This window comes from Pseudoalteromonas sp. Angola-30, assembly GCF_028599215.1.
Taxonomy (GTDB): Bacteria; Pseudomonadota; Gammaproteobacteria; order Enterobacterales; family Alteromonadaceae; genus Pseudoalteromonas; species Pseudoalteromonas atlantica.
Genome location: NZ_JAQREI010000001.1, coordinates 604026 through 628126, shown reverse-complemented (window position 1 = coordinate 628126; position 24101 = coordinate 604026). Strand labels below are relative to the sequence as shown.

The 24101-nt window shown below is 39.7% G+C and carries 20 protein-coding genes; 13 read left to right on the top strand and 7 right to left on the bottom strand.

Translation table 11 applies throughout. From position 1 onward, the window contains the following. The first annotated feature begins 234 nt into the window (after positions 1–234). Positions 235–1617 carry a Na+/H+ antiporter NhaC family protein gene (locus PSH54_RS02825; protein ID WP_273605442.1) on the top strand — a complete coding sequence of 461 codons (1383 nt, stop codon included), beginning with the start codon at positions 235–237 and terminating at the stop codon, positions 1615–1617. A gap of 115 nt (positions 1618–1732) precedes the next feature. Here the strand turns inward: PSH54_RS02825 and PSH54_RS02820 are convergent, their stop codons facing one another. Beyond that, positions 1733–4624 carry an insulinase family protein gene (locus PSH54_RS02820; protein WP_273605441.1) on the bottom strand — a complete coding sequence of 964 codons (2892 nt, stop codon included), beginning with the start codon at positions 4622–4624 and terminating at the stop codon, positions 1733–1735. Positions 4625–4792: 168 nt separating this feature from the next. On the opposite strand from PSH54_RS02820, the gene PSH54_RS02815 reads away from it, so the two are divergent. Beyond that, the gene (locus PSH54_RS02815) at positions 4793–5212 is read left to right on the top strand and encodes an MAPEG family protein (RefSeq protein ID WP_264389826.1); all 420 of its coding nucleotides are present in this window, start codon (positions 4793–4795) and stop codon (positions 5210–5212) included. A gap of 48 nt (positions 5213–5260) precedes the next feature. Here PSH54_RS02815 and PSH54_RS02810 read toward each other — a convergent pair whose 3' ends face one another. Next, positions 5261–6019 carry a peptidylprolyl isomerase gene (locus PSH54_RS02810; RefSeq protein WP_273605440.1) on the bottom strand — a complete coding sequence of 253 codons (759 nt, stop codon included), beginning with the start codon at positions 6017–6019 and terminating at the stop codon, positions 5261–5263. 296 nt (positions 6020–6315) lie between these two features. Here PSH54_RS02810 and ushA point away from each other — a divergent pair, with 296 nt between their 5' ends. Then, the gene (gene ushA / locus PSH54_RS02805) at positions 6316–7938 is read left to right on the top strand and encodes a bifunctional UDP-sugar hydrolase/5'-nucleotidase UshA (protein WP_273605439.1); all 1623 of its coding nucleotides are present in this window, start codon (positions 6316–6318) and stop codon (positions 7936–7938) included. A 41-nt stretch (positions 7939–7979) separates the two neighbouring features. Here the strand turns inward: ushA and PSH54_RS02800 are convergent, their stop codons facing one another. After that, positions 7980–8924 (bottom strand): hypothetical protein, encoded by a 945-nt coding sequence (locus tag PSH54_RS02800; protein WP_273605438.1) that lies wholly within the window; start codon positions 8922–8924, stop codon positions 7980–7982. Next, the gene (locus PSH54_RS02795) at positions 8917–9798 is read right to left on the bottom strand and encodes a hypothetical protein (protein ID WP_004588735.1); all 882 of its coding nucleotides are present in this window, start codon (positions 9796–9798) and stop codon (positions 8917–8919) included. The genes PSH54_RS02800 and PSH54_RS02795 overlap by 8 nt, the downstream gene beginning before the upstream one ends. A 233-nt stretch (positions 9799–10031) precedes the next feature. Between PSH54_RS02795 and PSH54_RS02790 the strand changes: the two genes are divergently transcribed. Together PSH54_RS02790 and PSH54_RS02785 are read left to right on the top strand one after the other, a co-directional pair. After that, positions 10032–10877, top strand: a complete 846-nt coding sequence (locus tag PSH54_RS02790) for a S1/P1 nuclease (RefSeq protein WP_273588425.1) — start codon at positions 10032–10034, stop codon at positions 10875–10877. Positions 10878–11207: 330 nt separating this feature from the next. Further along, complete coding sequence (locus PSH54_RS02785; RefSeq protein WP_273605437.1) at positions 11208–14324, top strand: TonB-dependent receptor; 3117 nt, start codon at positions 11208–11210, stop codon at positions 14322–14324. A gap of 124 nt (positions 14325–14448) precedes the next feature. On the opposite strand, the gene PSH54_RS02780 is transcribed toward PSH54_RS02785, so the two are convergent. Further along, a complete protein-coding gene (locus tag PSH54_RS02780) occupies positions 14449–14874 on the bottom strand; it encodes a MarR family winged helix-turn-helix transcriptional regulator (protein ID WP_273605436.1) in 426 nt (141 codons plus the stop codon). A gap of 415 nt (positions 14875–15289) precedes the next feature. Between PSH54_RS02780 and hmgA the strand changes: the two genes are divergently transcribed. Together hmgA and maiA are read left to right on the top strand one after the other, a co-directional pair. After that, positions 15290–16588, top strand: a complete 1299-nt coding sequence (hmgA, locus tag PSH54_RS02775) for a homogentisate 1,2-dioxygenase (RefSeq protein ID WP_138684666.1) — start codon at positions 15290–15292, stop codon at positions 16586–16588. Between the two features lie 5 nt (positions 16589–16593). Beyond that, positions 16594–17223 carry a maleylacetoacetate isomerase gene (gene maiA, locus PSH54_RS02770; protein ID WP_064386614.1) on the top strand — a complete coding sequence of 210 codons (630 nt, stop codon included), beginning with the start codon at positions 16594–16596 and terminating at the stop codon, positions 17221–17223. Here the strand turns inward: maiA and PSH54_RS02765 are convergent. Continuing rightward, positions 17220–17453, bottom strand: a complete 234-nt coding sequence (locus PSH54_RS02765; protein ID WP_004588741.1) for a TIGR02647 family protein — start codon at positions 17451–17453, stop codon at positions 17220–17222. The two genes, maiA and PSH54_RS02765, sit on opposite strands and share 4 nt — an antisense overlap. A gap of 117 nt (positions 17454–17570) precedes the next feature. On the opposite strand from PSH54_RS02765, the gene PSH54_RS02760 reads away from it, so the two are divergent. Both PSH54_RS02760 and PSH54_RS02755 read left to right on the top strand, forming a co-directional pair. Next, positions 17571–17873, top strand: a complete 303-nt coding sequence (locus tag PSH54_RS02760; protein WP_126009043.1) for a DUF1496 domain-containing protein — start codon at positions 17571–17573, stop codon at positions 17871–17873. A 54-nt stretch (positions 17874–17927) separates the two neighbouring features. Further along, positions 17928–18236, top strand: coding sequence for a VF530 family protein (locus tag PSH54_RS02755; protein ID WP_273605435.1), 309 nt, complete (start codon positions 17928–17930; stop codon positions 18234–18236). A 38-nt stretch (positions 18237–18274) separates the two neighbouring features. On the opposite strand, the gene PSH54_RS02750 is transcribed toward PSH54_RS02755, so the two are convergent. Then, on the bottom strand, positions 18275–19894 hold the full coding sequence (locus tag PSH54_RS02750; protein ID WP_004588744.1) for a diacylglycerol kinase family protein: 1620 nt from the start codon (positions 19892–19894) through the stop codon (positions 18275–18277). 457 nt (positions 19895–20351) lie between these two features. Between PSH54_RS02750 and PSH54_RS02745 the strand changes: the two genes are divergently transcribed. From PSH54_RS02745 to PSH54_RS02730, 4 genes are all read left to right on the top strand, one after another. Beyond that, on the top strand, positions 20352–20876 hold the full coding sequence (locus PSH54_RS02745; protein ID WP_024031922.1) for a sigma-70 family RNA polymerase sigma factor: 525 nt from the start codon (positions 20352–20354) through the stop codon (positions 20874–20876). Beyond that, positions 20873–21556 carry an anti-sigma factor gene (locus tag PSH54_RS02740; protein ID WP_024031923.1) on the top strand — a complete coding sequence of 228 codons (684 nt, stop codon included), beginning with the start codon at positions 20873–20875 and terminating at the stop codon, positions 21554–21556. The genes PSH54_RS02745 and PSH54_RS02740 overlap by 4 nt, the downstream gene beginning before the upstream one ends. Positions 21557–21933: 377 nt before the next feature. Continuing rightward, positions 21934–23526, top strand: a complete 1593-nt coding sequence (locus PSH54_RS02735; RefSeq protein ID WP_248533179.1) for a DUF4331 domain-containing protein — start codon at positions 21934–21936, stop codon at positions 23524–23526. 10 nt (positions 23527–23536) lie between these two features. Then, positions 23537–24049: an Ig-like domain-containing protein gene (locus PSH54_RS02730; protein WP_126009051.1), complete on the top strand. Its 513-nt coding sequence runs from the start codon at positions 23537–23539 to the stop codon at positions 24047–24049. Positions 24050–24101: the final 52 nt, after the last annotated feature.

The window sequence follows — 24101 nt, the reverse complement described above, 5'->3', positions numbered from 1 at the left end:
CAAAACCGGATTATTTTTGCGCCGATGTTTTTACAGGCACAACAATAGCGGCATGCTTCTCTTGCACCGTCTGGCGCCAAAGCCAACGCGTTTCCCTTTCGCTATTAATTTAACATAACAGCAAAGCACCCTACGCGGCAAAAGCAGTGACTTGGCACGTAATAACTATTACCTGCTTTGTTTTTGTTAAGCAATTTATTATTTAAATATGCTTTTAATTTTGTGAATCTTTAAATGCTTGAACCTTCTGCATTAAGTTTACTGCCACCAGCGGTGGTTGTGGTATTGGCTGTTGTTTTACGCCGCCCTATTTTATCTTTACTTATTGGCGCTTTAGTTGGCTTAGTAATAGCCGACCCAGCTCAGGTGCATGCTAACTTTGCCAGCACATCACTTAAAGTAATGACCGACGAAACCATAGGTTGGTTAATACTCGTGTGCGGAGGCTTTGGCGCTTTAATCGCTTTATTAGTGCGCACTGGCGGTGCGTCGGCGTTTGGCAAATTAGCGCTAAAATACACTAAAGGTAAACGCTCTTCTTTATTTATGACCTTTTGTTTAGGTGTGGTTATTTTTATTGATGACTATTTAAATGCGCTTACCGTTGGTGAAACGATGAAACGCATTACCGATAAATTTAAAGTTAGCCGAGAAATGCTTGCCTACGTTGTAGATTCAACAGCGGCACCTATTTGCGTACTTGTCCCTTTATCGACTTGGGCTGTATTTTTTGGCGGCTTGTTAGTCGATAACGGCATTGCCGAGGAAGGCAAAGGCATTGCGGTTTATATTCAAGCCATTCCTTATATGTTTTACGCCTGGTTTGCAGTATTGGTGGTTTTGTTAGTGGTACTGGGTGTAATACCTGCTATTGGGCCTATGAAAAAAGCCGAAAGGTTAGCGCACGTTGAGCAAGCCACTGTAGACCCTGCGCAATTTAGTGATATTCAAACAGCCGACGAATACGCTGTAAAAGCAGTAGAAGAAAGCTTTGAAGATGCAGACCCTAAAGGAAAATTACACAACTTTTTACTGCCTATAATTTTACTAGTAGCCTTTACAGTTTACTTTGAAATAGATGTATATAAAGGCTTATTGGCAACTATGGCGGTAACGCTTCCTTTTTATGCACTACAAAAATTAATGAGCTTTAGCGAAATGATAGAGCGCATGCTTGATGGCTTTAAAAGCATGATACCGGCTATTGGCACTGTAATAGCCGCATTTATATTTAAAGATGTGTGCGACTTAATTGGCTTAGCGCAGTTTGTGATCGGTAGTTTGAGCCCGTACATGACTGCCCAATACTTACCGGCGGTGGTATTTATTGCTATGGCGGTGTTAGCGTTTGCTACAGGCTCTAGTTGGGGTATTTTTGCTGTGTCGATCCCAATAGTTATGCCACTGGCAACTGCCGTTGATGCAAATATTCCACTGGTTATTGGCGCGTTGTTATCGGCCTCATCATTTGGAAGCCAAGCCTGTTTTTACTCAGACTCTACCGTACTTGCAGCACAAGGCTCTGGCTGTAATTTAATGAGCCATGCAGTAACGCAACTGCCTTATACATTAGTTGCCGCGGCACTTGCCGTTGTCGGCTTTATTGTTATGGCATAAATTGAGTTAATATAAATAAAAACCCCAATGTAGTACTACATTGGGGTGTTTTACCAATCCACAATAATACTTAATTAAGCGGATTGGTATTCTTTTAGCTGTATAAATATATAGCTTATTTTTGTAATTTAATACCATTGTAATAGGTTTCAAGCGATTGAATTTTGGTTTGATTTGGTAAATCAGCAAAGTCGCTTTCTACAAACTTAGTACCACGTAACTGCACATTTAAACGTGCGGCTTGTGGGTTTAACATAGTTTGTTTGTAGTACTGCTTAATATCCTCAAGCGTTACTTTTTCAACTTCATCAATTAGCTTTTGCTTAGAGTCAAAGTTAAAGTTTTCACGATACCAATCGGTAATAAGTGGCCCCATTTCATCGCTTAGGTTTTTAGGCTGCTCTTTTAGTGATACAAGCGTGGCATTTTTAAGTTGAGCAAAAGTATCTAAGCTCATATTATCAAGCTCTACCGCGTACTCTTTTTTGAATTGATCAAAACGTGCCTGTATTTCTTTTGGTCCTTTAACAGGTGTTTGAATAAACAAGCCAATTGCCGAGTAATCCTCTATTGGGCGAGCCAGCGCGCCTACGGCGTATGCAAGTTGCTCTTCGGTACGCATTTTATCAAATGCAATGGTTCTAAAGTGGCTTTGTAACACCGCAGCTTGCGCTTTTTGTTTATACCCTGGCACTGGGTGAACGGTCATATCAACTACTGCCACATCGGCCACATCAATATCTTTTTGCAATACTCGCGTTTCGCCTGGCTGTGGTAACCATGCTTTACTACGCGCAAACTCACTCGATGTATGATTGCTTGGTAAAGTGGCACTTAACTCAGTGGCTATCGATTCTATATCTTGTTGGTTGTAATTACCGTAGCTAAATACACGTAAATCGTTGGTGGCAAATGTGGCTGTTTTTAGCTTGTTTAAATCGGCAACGCTTAACGATTCTGCCGCTTTTATCAGTGCCTCTGTATCAAAGCTGCCTGTGCGGATAAGTTTTGAGTAGGCGCCAAATGCTTGTGCATACGGAAATTGCTTTTGCTGATTTAACAAGCCACGTTTGTAGCGATCAATTGCTTGGGTAAATGCTTGTGCCGTTACGTCGGCTTTTAACCCGCTTAGCGCTTGTTTTAAAAGTACATCTTGCTTATCGGTAAAGCCACTCATTGATAAAACTAAACCATTACTTGGCGCAAGGTTTACACTCATGCCGGCAATGGCGGCTTCGGTGCTTAGTTGGCTTTGTTGAATGTTATATAAGTCGGCCCATACTGAGTAAAGTACTTCAGCATTAATATCATTTAAGCCTGGTTGGGTATTAATATATACCTCAACCAACCCCTTTGGCTGGGCAGCAAATTTTTGGCTTGCTTGGCGCCATACTTTTACGCCGTTTTTATCGTAAGCCAGTTCAGGGTGTTTTTGCTCTTTAAACTCAGCTGTTTTAATAGCAAAGCTTTCAGGTAGTAAGTTATTTACACTTGGTAAAGCAAGCTTAAACTCGCTTGATGTTTTCCAACTGGCAATTTCGGCATCGCTAATATCTTCTATGCGGTATTTACCATCATAAAAATGCAGTTGCGAGTCGGTTTCTTCTTGTTGCGAAATATACCAAACGCGCAGCGTATCGGCATTTAATTGTTTAAGTACCTCGTTTATCGCCTCTGCGTCAAATTTGGCATAATAGTAAGGCGCATCAATGGCATGATTTAATGGGTAATCTTGCATGCTACCAGTTAGCGAGCTGACATAGCTAAACTCATCGCCTTTTTCTAAAAACTTAAATTGATTGCTAAGTGATGTACGAATTTCATTAAAGTACTTAGCATCTACACCTTCTTTTTTAATCAGTTCAATGTATTGCATAATAGTTGCGACAATTGTTTCGCGGTTTTTCATGCCTTCATCGGTTAATTCAAGCGAAATATTAAGCGCGCCGTAATTGCCGTACTGACTAGGAGAAGGAGACGCTGTTAATTGCGATACCCAGCCTTTGTCGCGTAGTAATTGTGCCGGGCTACCTGGCATCTCATTACTTAATAAATAACTGACATAACGGTTAGGTTTAACCGCAAAGTCGCTGCTGTTGTTATTAATAGTAAACTCAAGTTGCAGCTGTTTTACGTCTTCATTAGGTGAGTAATATACTTTTTTGCCACCGGCTTTATCAAAATCAAGCTCTGCAGTAACGGTTGGCTTTTCAATGTGTTTATTTTCGATATCGGCAAAATAAGTTTTTGCTTTTTGCTCCATTTGCTCAATTGGCAAATTTGAAATAAGCGCCACTTTCATGATGTTAGATGAATAGTATTTATTGTAAAAGTCGACCGTTTCTTTGTGTAATTGACTGCCTTCTTTGTCTCCTAGCGTTTCTAGGTTACCAATTAAAAAGCGATTTGCCGGGTGATCACCCATCATTTTGCGGGCAAGTTTAAACTGGCCAAAAAAGTCCATTTCGCGGCGCATTGACCACTCGGCATTTACAGCGTTTTTTTCTTTATCTGCATATTCAGGGTACAGCTTAGGGGCTTTAAAAAAATCAGCAAAACGGTCTAGCGCTTCATCAAAGGCATCGTTATTAATTTTAAACATGTAGTTGGTAATATCGAGCCACGTATACGCATTATTTACCCCGCCATTTTTGGTCATAAAGTCAGAGTAGCCTTTTGTATCGGGGTAGCGCTCTGTGCCTAAAAAAAGCATATGCTCTAAGTAATGTGCCATACCTTGTTGCATCATAGGGTCGTGTAGTAAGCCTACGCCTACACTTAGCGATGCTGCTGATTTTTCAGCGCTTGGATCAGAGACTAAAATGACTTCTATTTCGTTTTCGAGGGTAAGGGTTTTATATTCACGCGTATCATTTGGGCTTACAACTAATGTGTCTGAGAGTAAGGAGCTTTGCGAAGAACTAGCAACCGATGAGGTAGATGATGTATTTGTACAGCCACTTAAAACTGCTAAAGCGATGACGCTAAAACCAAGAATTTTTTTCATTATTTTTTTCCATTAAAATTGCGCTTAGGATGCGCTCAAAACAACGTAATAGAGCTAAATTAACACTAACAATTAAGGGTTTACCACAAAATAATACTAATTTATGTAACACATTGTGAAAAACACCTGCATACTTAAAGTCAGTAAAATAATAACGAAGGAAATAGGATGGAAAAAATAATAATACTTGCCATGTTTGCACAAGTAACGTTATCGCTCGTTGTAATGTTAATTATGGGCAAGCGACGCTTTGCTGCTGCAAAAAACAAACAATTACAGTTGAGCGATTTTAAAACCATGCGCCTTGATAACGCAGGCGATACCGTACGCGTAGCAGATAGAAACTTTACCAATCAGTTTGAAATACCAGTGCTTTTTTATATCGGTTGTATTGTTGCATTGCAACTTAACAGCGCTAGCTACTTAATTACTGCGCTTGCGTGCTTATTTGTTATTTCGCGTATTGTGCATACGGTTGTTCATATTGGCAGTAATAATGTAAGACTGCGCTTTAATGTTTTTTTACTAGGCTGCGCCAGTGTGTTTGCTTTATGGCTCGCGATTGTTTGGCGTATTTTAGCATTTTAGTAAAAGCGGCTTAATTAGCCGCTTTTTTATTGACTGTTTAACACTTAATTAGTATTTAGCGCGTTTTAAGCGTTTACCCACACCAAGCAGTGCAATTAAGCAAAAACCAACACCCATACTCCCACCCGAACTGCTTGATGAGCCAGCCTCTGCTGATGAATCGTCTTGGCTTATTAATGTATTGGCTGTTGGGTTTAAGTTGGCAGATGAAAGCGGGTCGTCATCTAATACCACCACACTATTAATAGTTACAAAGTTAGTGCTGCTAAGAGCGACATCGCTACTTGAGCATTGTTCACTGGTTATATCAACCAATGGGATATCGCCGCAGTGTACCAATCCAGCAATATTATCGAGCGTAGCTTGGCTTTGCGCTGTAATTTGTCCAAATACTGTAAAACCGCCATTTTGGGTATCAAGCGCTTCGCTATTATCAACCATATTAAAAAACCACTGGCTCGTTGCGCTGTTTTCATCGTTGGCTAATTTAGCCATCGCGATTGTGCCCTTCACATTAGATAAAACAGGCTCATTAACAACAGCAGGCTTGGTGGCTATTGGCACTAATTCGTCGGTAAATGTAAAGCCACCACCTTGTATTACAAAGTCGCTGACTGAGCGGTGTATTACGGTTTGGTTATATGCGTCATCTTCAATATAACTTAAAAAGTTAGCAACCGTATTGGGGGCTTGTTGATCAAACAAGTTAAGCTCTATCACCCCGTGCGAAGTTTGCATTTCAACAATAGTGGCTTGGCTAGTAAAGCACGAAAACGCAAGTAGTGAGCCAATCAGGCACTTTTTCATTATGAGTCCTTTTTGTTATTGTTATTTAAATTAAGTGTTAATACTAATCCACACTATACGCCTAGGAAAAGCATTTAGAAGGCACAACTACAATTAACACCCTTTTAGTTACACTTCATTACATATTCTTTTAAATAACACTCGCTGTATTCGCTTTGTGTAAAAGCATTTAATAATTTAATATTACTTTTAAAACTCGAATATAAAAAAGTATAAAATAAGTACGTTATTTATCGCTAAATTAGTTTAAACTAACCGCCTAATAAATTAAGCACACCATAATAAATGGGTATTTCATGCGTATAATTATTTTATTTTCAGTTATTTTATCTGTTATAGGTTGTACAAACTCACCTTTAAACACCTCCACTGCCCCACAGTATATTACTGTATTACATACTAACGATAATCACGGGCGCTTTTGGCATAACGAAAAAGGTGAATATGGTATGGCAGCGCGTAAAACGTTAATTGACGCTTTACGTAACAAAGCTCAACAGCAAGGCCATGCAGTATTACTGCTTTCTGGCGGTGATATTAACACCGGTATACCTGAGTCAGACTTACAACACGCAGAGCCTGATTTTAAGGGAATGTCGTTACTCGGTTACGATGCTATGGCCATTGGTAACCATGAATTTGATAATCCACTGAGCGTTTTAACTAAGCAGCAACAATGGGCTACCTTTCCCTTACTGTCTGCAAATATTTTTGACAAAGCAACTGGGGAAAGCGCATTTCAAGGCTATAAAATTTTTGAAAAGGAGGGCTTAAAAATTGCGGTTATAGGACTTACCACTACAGACACCGCTAAAATAGCTAACCCACAATATATTGGCCATTTAGAATTTAAAGACCCCGTTGATGTGACAGCAGCTCTCGCTAAAAAAATTAATGAGCAATACAACCCCGATATCACTATTGCACTTACTCACATGGGCCATTATGTAGATGCAAACTTTGGGATTAATGCCCCGGGCGATGTCACACTTGCCCGCTCTTTACCCGCTAATACCTTAGATATGATTATTGGTGGTCACTCGCAAGAGCCGGTTTGTATGGCAGCTAAAAATAAAAATGATGATAACTTTAAACCCGGTCTTGCGTGTAAGCCCGATCAGCAAAACGGCACGTGGATTATGCAAGCACATGAGTGGGGCAAGTATGTGGGTAAGGCAGAGTTTAAGCTAGAGAACGAAAAGCTCACCTTACTCGATTATAAATTGATGCCAGTTAATTTATATGTTGATGAAATTCAAGCCGATGGGTCTAGTAAACAAGTATTAGCCAACGAATACATTAAACCCGATCCGACCCTAGAAGCTTTTTTAGCAAGTTACCAAGCAAAAGGCGCAAAACAAATTGCAGGTAAAATTGGCAGTGTTGATGCGCGTTTAGAGGGCGATAGAAACAAGGTACGTTACCAACAAACTAATTTAGCGCGTGTGATTATACAGGCACAAATGAATGTGGTTGGCGCCGACTTTGGCCTTATTAGTGGTGGCGGAATAAGAAGCTCTATTGAAGCTGGCGATATTAGCTATAAAGATATTTTAAAAGTACACCCGTTTAAAAATCGCATTACTTACATGGACTGGCAAGGGCGTGATTTATGGAACTACTTAGAAACAGTGACCAGCTTCCCTGTTGATGCAGGTGCCTATTTGCAATATCACAAATTAGCGTTTACCCGTAAAAATGGCAAATTAGTCAGTGTACTCATTGATGGTAAGCCACTTGATGAAAATAAAACTTACCGTATGAGTTTAAATAGCTATAACGCATCAGGTGGTGATGGTTACCCTGCTATTAATAAACTCAAAGGGTTTGTTAGCACAGATGAAACCGATGCCCAGGCACTTAAAACCTTTGTATCGCAAAATAGTCCTCTTAAAGCTGCGCAGTTTGCACCTAAATAACAAAACGTTATTAAAAGATAATGTTTAAGGAAAGTAGCTGACTACTTTCCTTTTATTTCTATGTTTCCCTTTGCAATATTTATTAAACCGTAACTGTGTAAACGTGAGCGAGAGCCCTCGCCATATGCTTTAGGCGGATAATAAATGTCTTTCATATCAGGGTGTTCGTTTAAGACTTCGTCTAGGGCTGCACGAATTTCACTGAGTGTTTTTTCTAAGCTGCTATTAAAATTTGGCCGCTTGCGTATAGTATGCCCAAGCTCAATCAACCTATAAAAGTACTTATTAGCAAGCTCTATAAGCTCATCTGGCACGTATTTATTTTGATTTAGCACAACATCTTTATTATCACGACAAAACTCTATTAATGCTAAATAAAAGCATAACGGTTTGTTAGCTAAACACACTGTAGCGTCAGGCATATAACTATTACTGAGTGTTTTAGTGTTTAAATCAATGATCAATGCCAGCTCTTTTGGTTTCCCTAAGTCAGTATCAGCGTTTAATGATGGGCCTTTAGCATCTACAGGCATACCTATAATAGACTTCAGCCATTTGCTAAATAAAATACTCAAAACCAAAAATAACAAGCAAATCAAAAACCTGTTTTCTGACCAAAACTGTGCGTTTTTCTCAAACACTAAAGAGACATGGGTAGTGCTCGACTTGAGTGTTCTTACAAACTGGTTTGGCTTTAAAGTTAAAGGTTTAGCAGATTTTGGCACAATTTTAACTAAGCGAAGGTTATTGTCTAAATAGCCGTTGAGCTTTAATAAGTAGTCTTGCACTGCATGTTGGTTACCCGAGTGCTTTAAAAGCTCATTAGAGAGCGCAATTAACGGTAAATCCAGTGCAACTTGTTTTTCGGTTTCAATAACCTGGCGTTTAATAGCGTCACTCTGCTCATTAATTACAGACACATAAAACACTAAACAGTTAATAATAAAAACAGCGCAGCCAAAAAAAACATATTTATACTTATCCATTTTTAACGCTCTCATCTTTAGCTGTTACCTGCTCTGAACTGCAATCCCAGTACGATTGCGCCTCTTTGTAATAACTCAGTGTCTGCTCCTTTGACATATCAAGAATATGACGCTGTACAGCACATAAAAGGTCTGTATTGTTTTGCTGCATTTTTAGATACCAGCGCGAACCTGAAATTTTATTACTTAAAGGGGTTATATAATTTTTTGAAAAACGAGCAGCATCACTTTCTTTCCAAAAAGACGCAATAATATCGACCTGCCCATTAGCTAATAAGTCACGAAGCTCGCTGTGCGAACTGGCGTAAGTAATATCTAAATTGGCTAAGTTGATATTTAAATCTTTAAACATTTTCTTTGGAAGTATATGGCCAGAGCGGCTTGTAGGGTAATCTAATAAGCCTATACGCTTATCTAAAAAGTATTGTTTTGTTAAGCGTGGTTTTTCTTTTGAGGAGATAAAAAATGCGGTGTAATCAGAAAAGCCCACCACAGATTGATAGTTATAAGTTAGCTCTGCATTAAAGGCGTCCATTATATTATTTTTTGCAAGTACGAGGTCTGCAATCCCTTTGCCGACAAAATCGAAGCTTTCCGTTGTACTGTCACCCCAGTAACCTTTAACTGAACCGTATTGTTTCGTTACCACGGTATCAAGGCATAGAGACTCTGTAAGCTTCTCTGCCACGCTTTGCGATGGCGTAAATACAATAAGCTGATTTTTGTTTTCACTGGCTGTTGTATAACATTGTGTTGACGTTTTTATTAGTTCTGGGAAATTTATTTCATCACTTTTAACGCTCACCTTTCCAACAGACCATGCAGCAACCATAACCAGAAACAAAAGTGTAACAAACGACAGTTTATGTAACATGACCTTTCCAAACCCCATCAATAAGATGTACCTAACAACACTAAGGCTTTATTTGAACAATATTATTTACTTATTACAACAGGTAATTTTACCCATCAAATGTAAGCTATTGATTTAATGCGATTATGAATAAGAAATAATGAATACTCTTGACTCCTTTCTATATTTAGCAAAAACAATCACAATGTTTACACCAGCTAATAGGTGAATAAAAATAAATGCAGGAAACATTGATGCGCATTAAAATTGCTACTCTCGTAGCAACAACGTTAATAATTGGTGCTGTTTTTACAACTTCTAAAGCGTATGCGTGGGGTCAAAATGGTCATCGAATTGTTGGGCATATTGCTGAGCAACATTTGAGTGATGAAACAGTGCATAACCTGTTGCCACTATTAGAAGGACAATCCCTAGCTCAAATTTCTACTTGGGCAGATGAAATGCGATCTAGTCCTGAACTATTTTGGCGTAAAAAATCTTCACGCTGGCACTACATAAACCTTCCTAAAAATAAAACACTTTCTCTAAATCACGCACATACACACAGCAAAGACGATGTAACAAATATTCTAGAAGGTATTTACTTCTCTATTAATACACTTCAGTCATCTACCTCTTCCCTTAATGAAAAACAGTTTGCTTTAAAGTTTTTAGTTCACTTGGTTGGCGACAGCCATCAACCATTTCATGCTGGGCGAAGTGAAGATAGAGGCGGCAATTTAATTAAAGTTGATTTTTTTGACAACGAAACCAATTTGCATAGCCTTTGGGACACTGGATTAATAGAAAATGAAAACTTAGCTTACACTGAATACGCTAAGTTTATAGATACCGACGATGCAGCATTAATTAAAACATACTTAAACAGCAGCCCTACTACTTGGCTGATGGAATCTCACAAACTGGCCGAAGATATTTATACCTCAACCAGTGATGAAGTGAGCTATAGTTATGTTTTCAAATACAATCCGCTTGTTAAGCAGCGTTTGCAAAAAGCAGGCGTTAGGCTTGCGGGTGTATTGAACTATTTATTTGATTCGTCAGATGACAATAAAAAATTAAAAATAACGACAAAATAACAATCAACCTATAAATAAAAAACCTACACACGGGAATTAATTTATGTTTATACACGGTCTGGAGTATAGCTAAAATAATACAGCTAAAAATGTATTAATTACAAAATGTAAATAATTAATTGTAAAAGGAATTATAAAGTTTGCATTTCATAATACTGTCACATAACGGCGGTAACATAACAATAAGTAATTAATCCAAATTTAGTTAAGTATACAAGTATAAATTGTGCAAATTAATTTTGCATATTACAAGAGTATAAATTCAACAACACTGCTGACTTTATACTACTTAAAATAACAATTTAATTATAACTTTCACGGGAAATGAAAATGAAGACTAAACTTCAAAAAACAGCACTCTCACTTGCTATCGCTGCGTGTGTAAGTGTAAGTGGCGCTGCATTCGCCAACGAAACAACCTCTGCGATTAAGGGTCAAATTACCGGTCCAAACGGTAACCCAGCTCCAGGTACCAAAATAACAATTTTACACGTACCGTCTGGCTCAGTTAAAACAACAGAAGCAAACGATGCAGGTTACTTTACTGCTAAAGGCCTTCGTGTTGGTGGTCCTTACAAGGTAATCGTTGATTCTGATGTTTATGCTGATCAAGAATTTAATAACATTATCCTAAACATTGGTAACGATTACCCAGTAAATGCTGCACTTGAGCCACAATCAAGCATGGAGCAAATTGTAGTAACAGGTGCACCTATCAGCTCTATGTCTGGTGGTACTGGCCCAGCGTCTACATTTACTTTAACTGATCTTGAAAACACGCCTGCTATTAACCGTGATTTAAAAGATATCATTCGTATTGACCCGCGTATCACAATTGATGATAGCCGCGGTTCAATCAACTGTGGTGGTGGTAACCCTCGTTACAACAGCTTAACGCTAGATGGCGTTCGTATGAACGATAACTTTGGTTTAAGCTCTAACGGTTACCCTACTATTCGTGCCCCTTTCTCGTTTGATTCAATTGAGCAAGTTTCAGCTGAGCTAGCACCATTTGACGTACAGTACGGTGGTTTTACCTCATGTAACATTAATGCGGTAACAAAATCTGGTGGTAATGAAGTTCACGGTGGCATCTTCTACGATTTCACAAGTGATTCATTCAAAGGCGACGAAATTGAAGGCGAAGACGTTGATAACGGTAACTACACCGAAAAACGTTACGGCTTTAACGTTGGCTTACCGTTAATCGAAGATAAACTATTTTTATTCACTTCATATGAAAAACTTGAAGGTGTTCAACAGTTTAACTACGACGGTTTAAGCAGCGGCAGTGTAACTGCAGATGATATTGCTCGTATTACAAGTGTAGCTCAATCTGTATATGGTTATGACGTAGGCGGTATGCCTTCAAGTATGCCGGTTGAAGATGAAAAAATCTTAGTTAAATTAGATTGGAACATCAACGAAGATCACCGTGCAAACTTAATCTATAACTACAACGATGGTAATACGGTTTCACAGTCTGATACTGGTTCTAGCCGTGTTTCATTATCTAACCACTTTTACGACCAAAGTGCAGAATTCACATCAATTATTGGTTCTGTTTACTCAGATTGGTCAGATGACTTTTCAACTGAAGTTCGTATTGGTAAATCAGAACTAGATGCAACTGTACAGTCACTTGATGCTGCTAGCAGCTTTGGCGAAATGCAAATTCGTACAGAAGATGGTGGTACGGTTTACATTGGTCCAGATGACTCTCGTCAATCAAATGATTTAGATTACGATACCACTACATTTAAAGTAGCGGGTACTTACTACCTTGACCAACACACAATTACTGCTGGTTATGAGTTTGAAGAGTTAGATGTATTTAACTTATTCGTACAGCATACTGAAGGTGAATATCGTTTTGATTCAATCGATGATTTTGAAGACGGCTTAGCTAATCGTATTTACTACAACAATGCTGCAGCAACTAACGATCCAAACGATGCAGCTGCAAGCTTTTCATACGCTCAGCATACGTTTTATGTACAAGATGAATACGCATTTACAGACTTAGATGCAAACATCACGTTTGGTTTACGTTACGATAAATACACAAGTGATGACGTACCTAACTTCAACCAAAACTTTACTGACCGCTACGGCTTTAGTAACCAAAGCACGTTCGATGGTATTGATTTACTTCAACCACGTGTTGGCTTCCAGTGGTATGCAACAGACGAATTAGAAGTACGCGCCGGTGTTGGCTTATTCTCTGGTGGTAACCCAAATGTGTGGTTATCTAACTCTTACTCTAACGATGGTATTACAAACATCGGTACATTCCGCAGCCCAGTTGATTTATTCAATACGCCAAACGTAAATGGCGGCGCGCCTGGTTTTGAAGTACCACAAGATATGTTTGATGAAGTTGCTAACACTGTTATCGGCTCGGGTGATTCAGCAACAAACGCTGTTGACCCAGATTTTGAAATTCCTTCAGAGTGGAAATACTCAATTGGTGCAACATACACAACTGAAAACGAGTATGTAATTTCACTTGATTACTTATACTCTAAGAAGAAAGATGCTGCCTTAATGCGTGACATCGCACTTCAGGATTCGGGCGAAACTACATTTGATGGTCGCCCTCTTTACGAGTCTATTGAAGGCCGCTCTGGTGAGTACCTTCTTACAAATGTAAGTGGCGATAGCGGTGATTCATCGGTTATTTCATTAGCAGTAAGCAAAATGTTTGATAATGGCGTAAGCGTTAATTTTGGTTACGCGTACACAGATTCAGACGATGTTAACCCAATGACAAGCTCTGTTGCTGGCTCAAACTACGGTAATATTGCGCTAACGGATCCGGGTAACCCTGGTGTTGCATCATCTGATTACGAAATTCCACATCGTTTTACTATGACGCTTGGCTACTCTCATGAATTTGTAGATGGTTTTGCTACTCGCTTTAACCTATACGGTGAAGCATACAAAGGCTTACCATACAGCTACACGTTTGATGGTAGCGATCGTAACTTCGGGGATAGCAACTGGAACGGTAGTCGTCAGTTACTTTACGTACCACTTGAAAACGATCCTAACGTTGTTTACGACATGAGCGCTGATGAAATTAACGCGTTTAACGACTTTATCGCGTCTAACGGTTTAGAGCGTGGTGAAATCACTGGCCGTAATGCTGAAAACTCAGATTGGTTTGTTAAATTTAACTTTAAAGTTACTCAAGAATTACCAGGCTTTATGGATGGCCATAAAGGTGAAGCGTTCTTCGTAATTGATAACTTAACTAACCTATTAAACGATGATTGGGGCGTACTTAAAAAAGGTCCTTTCGTTGGCGCTAGCATGATTTCTACAACGATTGATGAGCAAGGCCGTTACGTTTACTCAGGCTTTAATGAAAACAACGCAAATACATCAGTACAATCTGATGCGTCATTATGGCAAATGCGTGTAGGTGTTCGTTACACTTTCTAATCGCATTAACGTAAAAAACGACTAATTAAAGCCCATCTTTTGATGGGCTTTTTTTTTACCAACCAGCTTAATTAAATGATCTATTTATCCCCTCAAAATGATTAAGTATTATTGCGGATTGATTTTATAAGGCACCTTTAAGCTCTTTTAGTAAATTTAGCAATTGGACTTGTTGCTGCTTACTAAATTTTTCAGCTAATTGCCCTTCCCAGTTTTGTACATCACGTGCTATCAGCTTGTAAATTGCATTGCCATGCTCATTTAACATAACCTGTGTTACTCGCTTATCTTGCTGATTTAGTTGTGCTTCAACATACCCTCTTTGCAGCAATGATTTTATAACTCGCGAAACCGTTGACTTGTCCATATTGGCCTGAGTACATAAATCTTTTGCATTGCTTTTGCCATATTGTGCTAAGTTTGCCAACACCCGCCATTGAGGGATGGTTAAGTTGTATTTTTGCTGATAAACACGCGCAAAATCATCGCTTATGAGATTTGCCATTTGGTTCAACTGATAGGGCAAAAACTGCTCTAGATCTATTTCCATTATTACTTTCTCATCGCATTTACACACTGTGAAAACTGTGCATTTTTATTTACAGGCTAAAACATGCGCCCATTTGAAATTACTCTCACTTGAGAGTACTTTAAACTAATTAGGGCCTGTTGACCTTTCAGGATTGAAATTTGTTCAATCTAGGGGCCATTTAATCGCGGCGCGAGGTTTGTAACCTAGTGGGCTAAGTAAAAACCGAGCAACAAAGAGTAAATGGCCCCTAGGCAGAACCCTTCGGGCAGCGCCTGTTTGGCATTTATGCTACGTTATCGCCTATTTATGGGGAACAACCACACTGCATAGGCTCTGCCTTGCCTAATTCCCAAACAGACTGCTGCAAATTCAACTTCGAAAGATAAACAGGCCCTAGAAAGATAAAACAATGTCACTCTCACAGGATCTAAATATGGCCAGCGAAATAAACTACATGAGCGGTTTTGGCAATGAGTTTGAAACCGAAGCGCTACCCGGCGCACTGCCTGTTGGGCAATTTACCCCACAAAAGGTGAAGTACAATTTATACACCGAGCAATTTAGCAGCACGGCCTTTACCGCCCCGCGAGCCGCTAATCGCCGCACGTGGCTGTACCGCCTTCGCCCATCGGTGGTACAAGGTGAATACACCGCTATAGATAACGCTCTAATAAGAACAGCGCCTATAACTGAAGCAATTACGCCCCCTACAATGATGCGCTGGAGCCCTATTGATATTCCTTCAAAGCCCACTGATTTTATTGATGGCTTAATTACAATGGCTGCAAATGGCAGTGCCAATGGGCAAACCGGTATTGGTATTCATGTTTATGTTGCTAACAGTTCTATGCAAGAGCGTTATTTTTGTAATGCCGATGGTGAGCTGTTGTTTGTGCCTCAGCATGGCGAACTGTTATTACACACTGAATGCGGAAAGCTCACAGTAAAGCCGGGGGAAATTGCCGTCATTCCTCGCGGGATTAAATTCTCGGTTGATTTAATTGATGAAACCGCACGTGGCTACATTTGTGAAAACTATGGTCACGCATTTGAACTTGCCGAGCGCGGCCCCGTCGGGGCAAATGGCTATGCCAACGACAGAGACTTTAAATACCCTGTTGCTGCATTTGAAGATAAAGAAGGTAGCTTTGAATTAGTCACTAAATTTAACGGTCATTTATTTAGTTGCCCTATCACACACTCGCCTTTTGATGTAGTTGCTTGGACCGGTAACAGCGCACCGTACAAATACGACTTAGCACGTTTTAATGTTATTAATACCGTGAGTTTTGACCACCCAGATCCTTCAATATTTACTGTTCTTACCTCCCCTTCAGCCACTGAAGGCATGGCAAATGTAGATTTTGTAATTTTTCCACCGCGTTGGATGGTGGCAGAGAATACATTTAGACCTCCTTACTATCATCGCAATATTATGAGTGAGTTTATGGGCTTAATAGAAGGGGTTTACGATGCAAAAGAGCACGGGTTTGTACCAGGAGGCGCTAGTTTGCATAATTGTATGTCGCCACATGGGCCTGAAGCCGAGGTATTTGAAAAAGCATCTAACGCTGAGCTTGCACCGCAAAAATACGAGAACACGTTGGCCTTTATGTTTGAGTCTCGTTACATAATATCGCCCACTAAATATGCCCTTGAAGGAAAAGAGCGCCAAACTAATTACACCCAGTGCTGGCGTAGTATCACAAAACATTTTACAGGCGAGGAATAATAACAATGAAACTATACAGCTATTTTCGCTCATCTGCCGCATACCGTGTACGCATAGCACTTAATTTAAAAGGCATTGAGCATGATATGCAATTCGTTAATTTACTTAAATCTGAACAGCTAGCGCAGCCTTACTTAGATAAAAATGTGCAAGGTTTACTTCCTGCTCTTGAAACGGACGAAGGCGTATTAGCGCAATCACTGGCTATTTTAGAGTGGTTAGATGAAAGCTATCCGCAAACGCCGTTAATTTATGGCACTGCATGGCAAAAAGCGCAAATTCGTAATATTAGCTATGCAGTGGCATGTGATATTCACCCAGTAAATAATTTACGAGTGCTGAAGTATTTAAGCAACGAATTGGAGGTAGACGAGCAAGCTAAAGCCGCCTGGTATAGGCATTGGGTAGAGCTTGGATTTGAAAAAATTGAATTGATGCTAAGTGAAAACAATGAGTTTTGCGTAGGCAATACACCCACTCTCGCTGATATATGCTTAGTGCCACAGGTATTTAATGCGTTGCGTTTTAATGTAGATATGGCTGCGTATCCAAAAATTGCAGCCATTTATGCACGTTGTAATGCATTACCCGCTTTTAGTGACGCCGCGCCGCAAAATCAGCGCGATGCAGTTTAACTTTTTAATGCGCAGTGAATAACACTCACGTGCTCTATTAAATCAAGGCCCAGTTCGGTTAAATAGCCGCCATCTGGGCTGTCTATCACGCCTTTATCAAACAACCTTTGCGCCGCGCTTAATAAATTTGGTTCAGCATCCGAATGTAACTTAATCCCTTGCATTTTGCTCTCACGTGGAAATTTAGCTAATAACGTAAATTCATCTATCATTGTTTGATTAAATTGCATGTGTTCACCTTTTTATAATTGTGTGTTTAAGTCAGTGTTGTTTAACGCTATTACTTACCCTAGCATGTTTTTTAATCGTGTGTACTATTTTTAAACTATCAAAATTCGAGGTCGCTCATGCGCCATATTATGGTTTTATTTATTTTTTTAATTGCGTTCACTTTAGCCCCTAGCAGTTATGCAAAAACAGTCAAAACGCATTCTATTATTGACGCTAATGAGATTATTAATAATGGTGATATTTGTTGGTACGACAACAAACGTTATAGTGAAGGCGCGCTGGTGCAAGTACATTCTTTTACCTTAGTGTGCGCTGCTAAAAACCCGCAGCATAATAACAGTAAGCTAATTTGGCTAAAATTAGATAAAAAAGGCAATATTGTTTATCCCACAAAGCCTAAAACCATTACGGTCAATTAGCGCTAAAAGAGGATTTACGCTACAATGCGCACAGTTTAAATAAGTAGTATGGCTATGGATAATCAACCAAAAAATCCTCTTCATGGGGTAACGTTAGAACAAATTTTAGTAGAGCTTGAGCAGCGCTTAGGGTTTAAAGCCATGGGCGAGCAAGTAAACATTAAATGTTTTACCGACTCACCGAGTATTAAATCAAGCTTAAAATTTTTGCGTAAAACCCCTTGGGCACGCGATAAAGTTGAAGCTCTCTACTTACATACGCTAAGTAACAAACCGCTGCGTAAACCCAAAAGCGCTCAGCGTCCTAAGCCTGCCAGCCAAAGCGATAGCAGTGATTTTGTTTGGCCAAGCATTAAAAAGTAACACACAAAAATGCACGTTAAATACGTGCATTTTGTATTTTATAGCTCCTTACTAATTACTTTTAACGAGGCGGGGTCAACTGTAATAGTAAGCGTATCCGCTGTTTTTATTTCACCATCCAGTACATACTTAATTTCTTCGTCTGCGGTTATCGTTACTTTTTTAGCGTTGGTATGATGCGAGCTAATTGCTAAATGCGTTTGTGTAATACTACTAAACATAAGTTCAGCAATGCTTAACACGCGGGTGGTGTTTTCATCACTAGGTAGCAGCCAATTAATGTCTAATAGGCCATCTTCGTGATCGGGCTGACCACCTCCTTGGGCTAATAACGTAGTAAATGGCGCAGCATTAGCCACAATAAAACTATTTGTATTTACCTCCTGCGTTTGATTATCATCAAGGGTGACATAAAGGGTTTGCGCTTTTTGCTCACTAAATGCCTGAAAAAAACCACTTAAATAGGCAAGCTGACCCGATTCGTTTTTTGAGTCTCTATCTGCTTTTTCTACCATTGATTGCTCATAACCAATCCCAGCTAACAACAGCATAAGCTCGTCATTACAATAGGCCGTATCAATTGTTTGGGTTTGCCCATCAATAATAAGATCGCAGGCCTGCTCAACAGGAATGATTTTAGAGCTAATCCCCATAAGCACATGCGCTAATGCATTGGCTGTGCCCATTGGGATAATACCCAGCTTGCACTGAGTGTTTACCAACACACTTGCTACTTCTGTCACGGTTCCATCGCCGCCACAGGCAATTATTATATCTGGCTTATCTTTAATGGCTTGTTTAGCAAGCTCAATACCGTCTATTTCTTTGGTGGTGGTTAATACTTCTAAATCATAATACGCCGACAACCTAGCCACTATTAAATGCTCTTTGTCTTGCCACATTTTGGTACCCGACACAGGGTTTGCAATAATAACGGCTTTGTTTTTAATAACTAGCTCGCCCTTTTTATGTCGCTTTGCTAAATGACGAAGCTGATGCTTATTAAGATTTGCGGTTTCGCGGGTTTCTTTTATTTGCGCGAGCACTTGGTGAACATCGGCGTTTTTATCTTGGCTCAGTAAATACGCTGCCATAACAAATACCGAACGCCCTCTGCCCAGTGCACAGTGAACTACCACGCGGCGGTCTTCTTTAATATGATGATGTATCCAGTTAATGGCTTGGTTTAATTGCGAATGGGTAGGCACACTATGATCAAGCACCGGAATATTTAAATAGCTAATATTTTCTTGTGTAGAGCTCCATTCTAAGCCATCAAACTCACACGTTACATCTAATATTGCCGTTATGCCGTTTTCTTTTAACGTATCTATATCAGAGGGGAACAATCGGCATGCTAAAAATAAATGGTCGTTAATTTTTTGAATGGGAGGGACTTTATCGTGCTTGCGAGAATACGCATTGTAAATTTGAACACCCAGTAAAAAAGGCACAAATGCCCAGCGAATATAAAATGGGATGACACCATTTTCACGCTTTCTAAAAATTTTCGCCAAATTAAAAATGTAAGCACCACTGACAAGAATTAACGACAATGCACTCCAGTAAAATACCACTGCAAAATATACCGAGTTAACCTCCCACCCTATAAATATAAAAATTAACGCTAAAATTAAATAACTCGTTGCAGCCCACATATTTTCTCCTTTATTTTTACTGTTTTGGCACATTTTTTTACAGCTGTGTATAAGTGTAGTAGCAATTTACACGCCAACAAAAGTTGTTTTTTAGGAACAAAAACAACACTAAGTAACTGATATAAAATAAATAAAAGTAGCTAGCTTTAGCTGTATTCGCATATTAGGCGCTTTTTACACAGTAATCGGTCATTTTTTCTCACTACTCAAAGGTAACTGTTTATATTTAAAACTTGTTTCAATGTGTACAGCAGCTAATATAAATGTCAGCTTAAAAGTTTTTGCATCCAATCACTCTTTTCACACGTTTATTGAGAGTGTGTTTATCTTTATTGGTTAAATTTATAACAGCCTGTTTAATCTCTATTTCAAAGCGATTAGGTTGCGCTTAAATAAAACAATTGTTAATTCACGAAGCTCAACACACCTCGGTAATAATAAAAACAACAGGAACCTTATGGAAAACGACAATTTACTTCCCCTTTTGTGTAAAACAGCACAGGGTAACAAAGCCGCGTTTGCTGATTTGTATCAGCAAACAAGCGCAAAGCTTTTTGCGATTAGTTTAAATATGCTTTCAAACCGCGCGCACGCAGAAGAAGTACTGCAAGAGGCATTTATAAAAATTTGGCATAACGCGTCAGAGTACAATTCATCTAAAGGCACAGTTATTAGCTGGATGATAAGCATTGTGAGATACCGCAGCTTAGATGCATTGCGTTATCACAAGGTAAGAAAAGAGCAGGCAATGGGTGATGATGAATACGACGAACAAGCAGTCGATGTTAGTTACGACGAACAAACCAAACTTGTTAATTGTATTGAGCAACTTGATCCCCAACAAAAACAAGCCATTCATTTAGCCTATTACAAAGGGCTAAGCCATGGTGAGTTAGTCAATCACATAGAAACGCCCTTAGGCACAGTTAAAAGCTGGATCAGGCGTGGTTTGCAGCAGTTGCAGAGGTGTTTAACATTATGAATTATAATAAACCAGAATTACTTGATGCTTTAGCAGGGCAGTATGTATTAGGTACTTTAAAAGGCCTGGCACGAAAACGTTTTCAACGCTTAATGCTCAGCTTACCGCAAGCCCGAGAAGCCACTATAATGTGGGAGCAAAATTTAAATGATTTAGCCAGTGCAATTACACCTCAAACACCCAGCGCGCAAGTGTGGCAGAATATTTTAAATACATTAGAACACACCAACCAACCCGTTAAAACGGTGATCAAACCAGCTACATCGCTGTGGCGCAATTGGTCATTTATAGCTACAGCTGCCTGTATTATCTTAGCATTTTTGGTTATTCAGCCCACAACTCAGCCCCAATACAGCCAACAAATTGCTTTAGTACAAAATCAAGATAAGCAATCACTGTGGTTTATTAACGTAGATGAGCAAACATTATCGGTTAAAGCCAGTGATAAACTTGTTGCGCAAACCGATAAAGACTACGAGCTGTGGATGATTTTAAAAGGGCAAGACACGCCAATTTCGTTGGGTCTACTGCCTAAAAACGGTGAAAAACAGTTACTCAAAGGCACGCGCTTTAAGGCACAAGACATTGCCCTACTCGCTGTTAGCTTAGAGCCTTTAGGTGGCTCGCCAAACGGCCTACCAACACAAGTACTGTACACGACAGATTTAGTTATTTTATAACTAAATAAACGCGACTGGTTGGTCAAACTTTGTTTGGCCAACCTTTTTATTTACCTTGGGTAACCATTAATATTTGATTAAACTAAAGTAGACTTAATCGCAGTGCGATGCTTATCATATTGTGTGCTCAATACCTGCTGCGTTATTTTAATTGCATACACCCCCTGTAATAAGTATAAAACCAAACCGCTTCAGCCTCTTTATCACTCTCTTATCACTTCCTTATCTAAATGCAAAACAGCCTGCTGAAAATTTAATCTTGAACGTTAAACACCCCTTTATTAACAATAATAAAAAAATATTTAACTTTTTTGCATCCATTGTGCTTTTTGTTTCGTTATTAGTTATGACTCCAATCAAAACTAAAGGAAAAAGTCATGAAAGCTTTAACTCCATCTATACTCGCAGTAGTAGTATGCAGTACCTTAGTAAGCACCTCTAGCGAGGCATCAAGTCATCGTGAAGCGCCGAACATTAGCCGCTTTCCAACCTTAGACTCTACCGACTTTTACGTATTTAATAGTTATGAAGCAGGCAGAGACGACTACGTTACATTTATTGCCAACTATATTCCTTTACAAGATGCCTACGGCGGCCCTAACTACTTTGCTATGGACCCAGATGCAACCTACAGTATTCATATTGATAACGACGGTGATGCAGTTGAGGATATTACCTTTGCCTTTAATTTTACCAGTATGCTGCCAAACGATAATCAAGGCGTGCAATTAACCGTTGGCCCAGAAGATAATCAACGTACTGTATCTGTACCTCTTAAAAACGTTGGTGGTGTAGCAGCAGGTGATGATAGCGCCGCTAATTTTAGCGAGTCATACACACTCAGCATGATAAGCGGTCCACAACGCACAGGTACCAGTACAACATTAAGTAATACCACCACCAGTTCAACCACGTTTAATAAACCGCTTGATTATATTGGTGACAAAACATTTGGTTCAATGGCTGATTACCAAACCTATGCAGATCAGTTTGTTTATCAAGTTTCGGTACCAGGCTGTGACAGTATGGCCAAAGTATTTGTTGGTCAGCGCAAAGACCCATTTGTCGTTAACTTAGGTAAAACATTCGATTTAGTAAATTACGTTCCCGTTGAAGGTGATAGTGCGCCAGGTGCTGGGGATGGCGGTGGTTTCCCTGGAGGGATTACACAAAGCAGTGAGAATGACGACCTCGTAGATAAAAACGTTACCTCAATTGCAGTTGAAATGCCTAAAAGCTGTATTGTAGGTGAAGGCAACGGCGTAATTGGTTCATGGACAACAGCAAGCCTACCTCAAGCACGCATTTTAAACCCTAACGCTAAATTTGCAGATAACGCGGTAAATGGCGGTGCATTAACGCAGGTTTCACGCTTAGGTAATCCATTAGTTAATGAGCTTGTTATTGGTATTAAAGACAAAGATACCTTCTCAACGGCTCACCCTAAAGATGATGCACAGTTTTTAGATTACGTTTCGCACCCGTCTTTACCAGAGCTGTTAAATATTTTATTTAAAGATGCAGTAAATACCACGCTTGGCGCTAATTTAGAAACTCTTGCTCCAACTAACTTTCCACGTACTGATTTAATCACCGCATTTTTAACTGGTTTTGCAGGGGTAAACCAACAAGCCACCGTAACGCCATCAGAAATGCTACGTTTAAATACTGCAATTGCAGCGACAGCACAAACTGATCAGTCTGCATTTGGTGTAGCCGGTGATGATTTAGCAGGTTTTCCAAACGGGCGCCGTCCAGGTGACGATGTCGTTGATATTGCACTTCGCGTGGTAATGGGGCGTTTATGTCACCCTATTCCTGTAAATGGTGAAGACACCGACTTAGGTCTATGTACACCAGAGGATGCTGATGTAGGTACAGTGCCATTCACTGATGGTGCTCCAGTTGATGCAAGCATGATGGATGCCACTTTCCCATACTTAGCCACCCCACTTGCAGGCTCTAAATAAGGAGTAACGTATGCGTAATTTAAACCTTACCCATAGCAGTATATTGTTATGCGCTTTGGCACTAGGCGCGTGTAGCAGTGATGATGATAACAAACAACCCACACCGGTTGTAAATTCTGCGCCCAGTGCTAGTGATGCAATGCTAACCACACAAACAGAAGTTGAAATTAACGACATGTTAGTGGCAACCGATGCTGATGGCGATACATTAACATACACATTAACTTCGCAGCCGACATTAGGTAACGCTGTAGTAAATAGCGATGGCAGCTTTACCTATACCCCAAACAAAGAAGCAACCGGTAGCGACAGCTTTATGTTTGGTGTATCAGACGGTGTTAACCAGCAAGTGACTGCAGCGGTAAATATAACCATTGAAGCACTGCAAGTGGACTTTGCACAATTTGCAAGCGATGCATTTAACCAAAGCCCCACTGCGCAACCGCTATCTACCAACGGACGTGTCTTTATCAATACAGACACAGACGTAAGCGGTATTTCATCGGGCGCTTCTGGTAACTAACTCAGTAAGTAAATTAAGCTGATGGCCATGGATGGCTTTTTTAAGAGGATAA

Excerpts from the sequence above, each read along its gene's own strand:
- PSH54_RS02825 (WP_273605442.1), top strand. The coding sequence starts at position 235 with ATGCTTGAACCTTCTGCATTAAGTTTACTGCCACCAGCGGTGGTTGTG.
- PSH54_RS02820 (WP_273605441.1), bottom strand. The coding sequence starts at position 4,624 with ATGAAAAAAATTCTTGGTTTTAGCGTCATCGCTTTAGCAGTTTTAAGT.
- PSH54_RS02815 (WP_264389826.1), top strand. The coding sequence starts at position 4,793 with ATGGAAAAAATAATAATACTTGCCATGTTTGCACAAGTAACGTTATCG.
- PSH54_RS02810 (WP_273605440.1), bottom strand. The coding sequence starts at position 6,019 with ATGAAAAAGTGCCTGATTGGCTCACTACTTGCGTTTTCGTGCTTTACT.
- ushA (WP_273605439.1), top strand. The coding sequence starts at position 6,316 with ATGCGTATAATTATTTTATTTTCAGTTATTTTATCTGTTATAGGTTGT.
- PSH54_RS02800 (WP_273605438.1), bottom strand. The coding sequence starts at position 8,924 with ATGGATAAGTATAAATATGTTTTTTTTGGCTGCGCTGTTTTTATTATT.
- PSH54_RS02795 (WP_004588735.1), bottom strand. The coding sequence starts at position 9,798 with ATGTTACATAAACTGTCGTTTGTTACACTTTTGTTTCTGGTTATGGTT.
- PSH54_RS02790 (WP_273588425.1), top strand. The coding sequence starts at position 10,032 with ATGCGCATTAAAATTGCTACTCTCGTAGCAACAACGTTAATAATTGGT.
- PSH54_RS02785 (WP_273605437.1), top strand. The coding sequence starts at position 11,208 with ATGAAGACTAAACTTCAAAAAACAGCACTCTCACTTGCTATCGCTGCG.
- PSH54_RS02780 (WP_273605436.1), bottom strand. The coding sequence starts at position 14,874 with ATGGAAATAGATCTAGAGCAGTTTTTGCCCTATCAGTTGAACCAAATG.
- hmgA (WP_138684666.1), top strand. The coding sequence starts at position 15,290 with ATGGCCAGCGAAATAAACTACATGAGCGGTTTTGGCAATGAGTTTGAA.
- maiA (WP_064386614.1), top strand. The coding sequence starts at position 16,594 with ATGAAACTATACAGCTATTTTCGCTCATCTGCCGCATACCGTGTACGC.
- PSH54_RS02765 (WP_004588741.1), bottom strand. The coding sequence starts at position 17,453 with ATGCAATTTAATCAAACAATGATAGATGAATTTACGTTATTAGCTAAA.
- PSH54_RS02760 (WP_126009043.1), top strand. The coding sequence starts at position 17,571 with ATGCGCCATATTATGGTTTTATTTATTTTTTTAATTGCGTTCACTTTA.
- PSH54_RS02755 (WP_273605435.1), top strand. The coding sequence starts at position 17,928 with ATGGATAATCAACCAAAAAATCCTCTTCATGGGGTAACGTTAGAACAA.
- PSH54_RS02750 (WP_004588744.1), bottom strand. The coding sequence starts at position 19,894 with ATGTGGGCTGCAACGAGTTATTTAATTTTAGCGTTAATTTTTATATTT.
- PSH54_RS02745 (WP_024031922.1), top strand. The coding sequence starts at position 20,352 with ATGGAAAACGACAATTTACTTCCCCTTTTGTGTAAAACAGCACAGGGT.
- PSH54_RS02740 (WP_024031923.1), top strand. The coding sequence starts at position 20,873 with ATGAATTATAATAAACCAGAATTACTTGATGCTTTAGCAGGGCAGTAT.
- PSH54_RS02735 (WP_248533179.1), top strand. The coding sequence starts at position 21,934 with ATGAAAGCTTTAACTCCATCTATACTCGCAGTAGTAGTATGCAGTACC.
- PSH54_RS02730 (WP_126009051.1), top strand. The coding sequence starts at position 23,537 with ATGCGTAATTTAAACCTTACCCATAGCAGTATATTGTTATGCGCTTTG.